Source organism: Brunnivagina elsteri CCALA 953 (assembly GCF_002289455.1).
Taxonomy (GTDB): Bacteria; Cyanobacteriota; Cyanobacteriia; order Cyanobacteriales; family Nostocaceae; genus Brunnivagina; species Brunnivagina elsteri.
This window is the reverse complement of record NZ_NTFS01000451.1, coordinates 1-4,964: the sequence shown is the minus strand read 5'-3', so window position 1 is coordinate 4,964 and position 4,964 is coordinate 1. Positions and strand designations below refer to the sequence as shown.

At 36.6% G+C, this 4,964-nt stretch carries 6 protein-coding genes; 3 read left to right on the top strand and 3 right to left on the bottom strand.

What is annotated here, in order from left to right:
• The first annotated feature begins 191 nt into the window (after nucleotides 1–191).
• Together CK510_RS34120 and CK510_RS31250 are read left to right on the top strand one after the other, a co-directional pair.
• Nucleotides 192–317, top strand: a complete 126-nt coding sequence (locus CK510_RS34120) for a hypothetical protein (RefSeq protein ID WP_281257089.1) — start codon at nucleotides 192–194, stop codon at nucleotides 315–317.
• A gap of 44 nt (nucleotides 318–361) precedes the next feature.
• Nucleotides 362–622: a hypothetical protein gene (locus CK510_RS31250; RefSeq protein WP_143289448.1), complete on the top strand. Its 261-nt coding sequence runs from the start codon at nucleotides 362–364 to the stop codon at nucleotides 620–622.
• Nucleotides 623–1,013: 391 nt separating this feature from the next.
• Here CK510_RS31250 and CK510_RS26190 read toward each other — a convergent pair whose 3' ends face one another.
• Nucleotides 1,014–2,492 carry a site-specific integrase gene (locus CK510_RS26190; RefSeq protein WP_095724458.1) on the bottom strand — a complete coding sequence of 493 codons (1,479 nt, stop codon included), beginning with the start codon at nucleotides 2,490–2,492 and terminating at the stop codon, nucleotides 1,014–1,016.
• Between the two features lie 227 nt (nucleotides 2,493–2,719).
• Between CK510_RS26190 and CK510_RS26185 the strand changes: the two genes are divergently transcribed.
• Nucleotides 2,720–3,418, top strand: a complete 699-nt coding sequence (locus tag CK510_RS26185; RefSeq protein ID WP_095724457.1) for a GerMN domain-containing protein — start codon at nucleotides 2,720–2,722, stop codon at nucleotides 3,416–3,418.
• Between the two features lie 309 nt (nucleotides 3,419–3,727).
• On the opposite strand, the gene CK510_RS26180 is transcribed toward CK510_RS26185, so the two are convergent.
• Nucleotides 3,728–3,994, bottom strand: a complete 267-nt coding sequence (locus CK510_RS26180) for a plasmid partition protein ParG (protein ID WP_095724456.1) — start codon at nucleotides 3,992–3,994, stop codon at nucleotides 3,728–3,730.
• Between the two features lie 91 nt (nucleotides 3,995–4,085).
• Nucleotides 4,086–4,676 (bottom strand): nucleotide-binding protein, encoded by a 591-nt coding sequence (locus CK510_RS26175; protein WP_095724455.1) that lies wholly within the window; start codon nucleotides 4,674–4,676, stop codon nucleotides 4,086–4,088.
• Nucleotides 4,677–4,964 lie beyond the last annotated feature (288 nt).

Below are 4,964 nucleotides of genomic sequence, written 5' to 3'. Positions count from 1 at the left end.
TGTATGGACTGATAAATTATATAAGCTAAAGAGGTAATTATTATAACTTTGGCGAAATAAATTAGATTTTTATATTTAGCCGTAATGAACATGAAATTAAAAAATGATTAATTACAGTTCTCTTTAGATAAAGGATTAGAGCAAAGGTTTATATAAAATAGCTTAATTTTCGTTTTAGAAATATTTTCAAAATGAAAGTAACATTTGTTTTAATATTTCAGAATTATACTTACTTGAAGAAATGCGATCGCACCACGAAGTCGGGTTCCTTACCCCACGCAAAAACCCCAAAAAAGATGCTGACGAAGGAAGCATGACAAGTTAAATTTTTTGCGTTTAGATTACAAACATTACCAAAAATATGCGATCGCGCCTTATCCACAAAACACCTAAACATTTAATATCTCCACCAAATATACAAACATCTAAAATTATAAAAACGCGATCGCATCTTTTTGGCAATAACGCGAAAACCCAACGAAGTCGGGTTCTTTACCCCACAAAATATTCCCAACTCAGCACGACAAACCAAGTAACCCGACTTCTAACCCCAGACAAAAACCCACAAAAAAGATGCTTCCTTCGTCAGCATGACAAGTTAAATTTTTCGCGATTAGATTAAAACATTACTAAAAATATGCGATCACATCTCACACGAAACAACCTCGCTCTATTCAATATCTATCAGATAAAGTACGGCAGTACTACAAAAATTAATGTTTATGTACAGTATTTTGTTAACATTATTCCAATCTCCCATCCTCTTAAAATCTTTGTATAGAGGCACATTTGCAGAATCACCTTAAATTCAAATATGTAATTACTACAATTTAAAGGTAATACAAATAACAAATACGGAAAATAATTAATACACATTACAAGTATTTCTGCGTCTAGACATCTAAACGTAAAAGCAACAAAGATGATTATTTTCAGATTTACTGCGATCGCAATTGCTACTTACATTTAAACATCTAGCAGAATTGTAAAAGTCTGAACATCTAAATGTAGCTTTATTCTAAAAACTCCCCTAACCCATGCTGATGTAAAATTCCTTTCAAAACATCATTCTCACCCTTCAAAGCCAAAATATCAGCCTCCAACTCGCGAATTTTCTCCTTCATAGCTCCCCGACTTCCCCCCATCCGATTAATTACCACTTCCTTATAAATCTCCAAATTCGCATCCTCACTCATCCAGCGTTGATACGTTTTCGTATGTTCCTGTACCGAATGTCCCATATAATCAGCCATAGTCTTAATCGGAACCTGCAAACGATGTCCTCGTATCGCAAAAGCATGACGTAAATCGTAGGGACGAAAATCTAAATTTACATTACGAAAACGAATATGTACCTTTGCAGCTTGATTACTAAGAGTTCCCCCAGTCACAGGAGGTTTAACATTCTTTAAATCAAATAATTCCACCCAATGAGGATGTATAGGAGGAACACCACAAATTCTTTCCCCCGTTTTAGTTCCTTCCGTCAAACTGGGATTTAATCTTAGTAAATGAAAAGTATTTTCTGAACCAGTAAAAGCATCTAAATCAACAGCAAATAATTCATGAGGTCTTAATCCATATGTCGCCAACATACCATAAGCCCATTGCCACTGTTCAGGAAAAGTAATATTATCTTTACTAGCAAAAGGAGAAAGAGGACATCCAATCAAATTAAACCCCTCAATAATTTCCTCATCTAGAGGGATAGTTCTAATCGCTGGATTTGGTTTTGGAGTAGCATAGGAATTAACAATTTTTACACCATCAAAATCACAAAAATCGCAAAACTTCTTCAATTGCCAAGATAAAAAGAATCGCGATGAAGTATTTGGCTTTGTCTTTTCCAAAGCATCTTCCAAAACATCCAAACTTAACGGCATATCCTGCGGTAACTTCTTCAAATGACGCAGATAATGAGTATCCCAAGTTCGTAAACCTTGACGATTTCTTACATGTGTTTTCCAAAACTCCTGCTCATACTTCTGAATTAATTCACCAATTAACTTATCAGGTTTATTATCTTCACTCAAAAATTTATTTTGGTAATTTTGAGATTGCTTTCCCAGTAATTCAGAAGTCCATTGAAATTGATTAGTAATTAATAACAAATCAAGTTCACGAGCTTTAGCAACAGCAGCTTTCACACCTAAATCATTCCCAGCAAAACCTAAAGAAATCGTATATTGTTTATTAGTGCTACCATTCTTACCCACATCACCAACTTTACAAGGAAAAGTCCCCTGTAAACCGATAGATTTCGCACTAGTTAGCTTAACCTTAACCTTGACTCTTTCCAAACTTAACGCCGAATTAGCAACCTGAATAGCATATTTAATTCGTAGATATTCACGCTCAATCTTAGCAAAATTATCAGCAGCAGGGTTTTTCGCTTTCCACTGCTTCCACTTAGCAGGTTCCCATTTTTCAATTGATATACCCTCCCATTCAGCTTTTCGAGAGTCATATGTACTAATATCAGCGTTATACATAGAAAAAACTAAGTATTAATTAATTGAATGATATAGGGGAAACAGACATAAATTATTACCACCCAATAAGATACTATCTGTAAAGAGAAACGATACTCCCATAGGAGTCACTTGGTGAAAGCAATTTGAGGTAATTTTCTTCAAAACCACAAAACTATACGGAAATATCGCTCCCCACACTGAAATAAAATGTTAACTCCCACGGTAGCAGGAGAATTAAAAAATCCATGAATGCAGAGAAAAAGAACATACTTCCCTTGCTTGTTGCAGTTATTGCAGTTGGAATGAGCAGTTGTGCATCCAATCCTAGCGCAAATAATAACAGTAGCCCGACACCGACAGCAACACCAAGTATTGCTGCATTTGCATCTAATACTCCCACAGTTGAAGTCACACCAAACATTACATCTTCTCCAACCATAACCAGCGAAGCACCAGAAATTAAAACTACTTCTTCCCCATCCCCAAGCGTAGGTAAATTACGAGACAAGATAAACCAAGCAGAAGCGAAACCAACTAAAATCCAAACTGCGATCGCATACAGTAAAATTCCTTCTACTACGGAAACACCTGCTGGTAAAACAACGGATGTAACGGTGTATACTAGCGATGCGGAATGTCAGGAATTAGTCCCTCAAAAAACTCAAGTTTCCTCACAAGAACCCGTAGCTGGAGCAGTAGGTAAAATACTCGAAGGAAGGGATAACGGTGATTTTAGCCTTTCTGGATACCGCGTTAACGTTAAAAATGGTATTGCTACCGTTGATTTACGCTTATCCCCAAATTCCAAACGCATACTAACTTCACTTTCAAGTTGCGAACAATTTGCCTTATTTGGCAGTCTTCGCAAAACTTTAACAAGTAATAGTCAATGGAATATTAAAGATGTTCGCTTTACTGAAAAAGGTGAGGAAGTTGCACTTTAGTTAATGGTTAATAGTTAATGGTTAGTAGCAATGATTGGAAAGTGGCAAATAAAAATTCAAAATATTATTGATGCCCAAAGCTATTGAGAATTTTCTCAGTTAATTCCAAGCTTAAAAAAACCTACCCTTAGAAACGTGGATTAAATAAAGTGCAAAATTTGGTTCAAAACTTTTTTAAGTACGCAGGTTAGCCGATGAGCGAAAATTGTAAGTTAATAAATCCACGTTCCTTATTAGAGTTGGGGTTCTTGCATCTCAGTCATCAGGGAAGCACTATACAATCATTAACTATTAACTATTAACCAATAATTAACTTTGTTGATTCAACAACCACTGCTCAACTAATTCCGCAATAACATCACTCATTTGCTTATCTTGAGATAAAGCAGCAGCTTTCATTCTCTTATGTAACTGCTTAGGCAAATAAACAGTAGTTCGGATATAATTTGGGTCAGTACTTTTACTTTTAACATCCAGTTTTCCACTATCCACAGATGGCAAGTCATCACGCTGTTGACGACTACGTGCAGCATCAATCAAATCATCAAAACGACTAGTTTTCTTCTTCGTACTCATAGTATTTATTTTCTCCTCACTTCAAATAACAATTCAACTTAAAAACAACGTAAACAAGAGCCATCAAAAAACTAAATTATTCTAACTATTCCTAAGACAATATCTCCTTACCCACCTCAACATAACCACGCCACGCAATTTGCGCGTAGGCATCCTTAACCCCATTTACTGGGACACCTTCCAAAGCTGCGTCCTGAAACACCGTCAAGCGCCTTATAGCCGTCTTAAATACAGGCAATCCAGCACCCTCCAAAGCTTCCCTAGCCTCCTCCCCAGACTTATTCGGATAGGGTGGTACAACAGTTAATAGAATACGATAATTAACCCTTATCCCCTGCAACTCCCCAACCATTTTCAAAGTCGCTGCCAATGCGATCGCATCTGGTGTGGTAGGAATAACTAAGAAATCACAACCTCTCGCCAACTTTTTGAGTTCATTAGTCTTTGGACGAGCTGGTGTGTCAATGACAATATGCTCATACAGCTTTGCTAAACTAACAGCATCCTCCTCATCAGCCACCTTGAAAGGTAAACTACCCCTATTCGACCAATCCAATGCACTACGGTTTAAATCACCGTCTACTAATAAAGTATCAGCTTTCGCTTGCAAATATGTAGCCAAATGCAGTGCAGTTGTAGATTTCCCAACTCCACCTTTAAATGATCCTACTGCCACAATCATAATTTTTACAGAATTTTGAAGATAAGTGGTTATGCAAAATTAAATATATATTGTCATCACGTAGCTTGCTACTTACTTTTATCCGCTTGCACATTTACCGTAAGGTAGTATAAGTCTAGGCTGTTAACTTTGTACTCTTTAGCCCATAAGACTTAAGACTTCACGCAGAAAATGTGTTTATTACTTTTGTGGGAAAACGGCTGGAACAGGAGTTTTCCCACGAACAAAAAATAACACGGATAATTTTCCGCAAAATCGCCTAAAAACCCACAAAGTCAACAGCCTAGT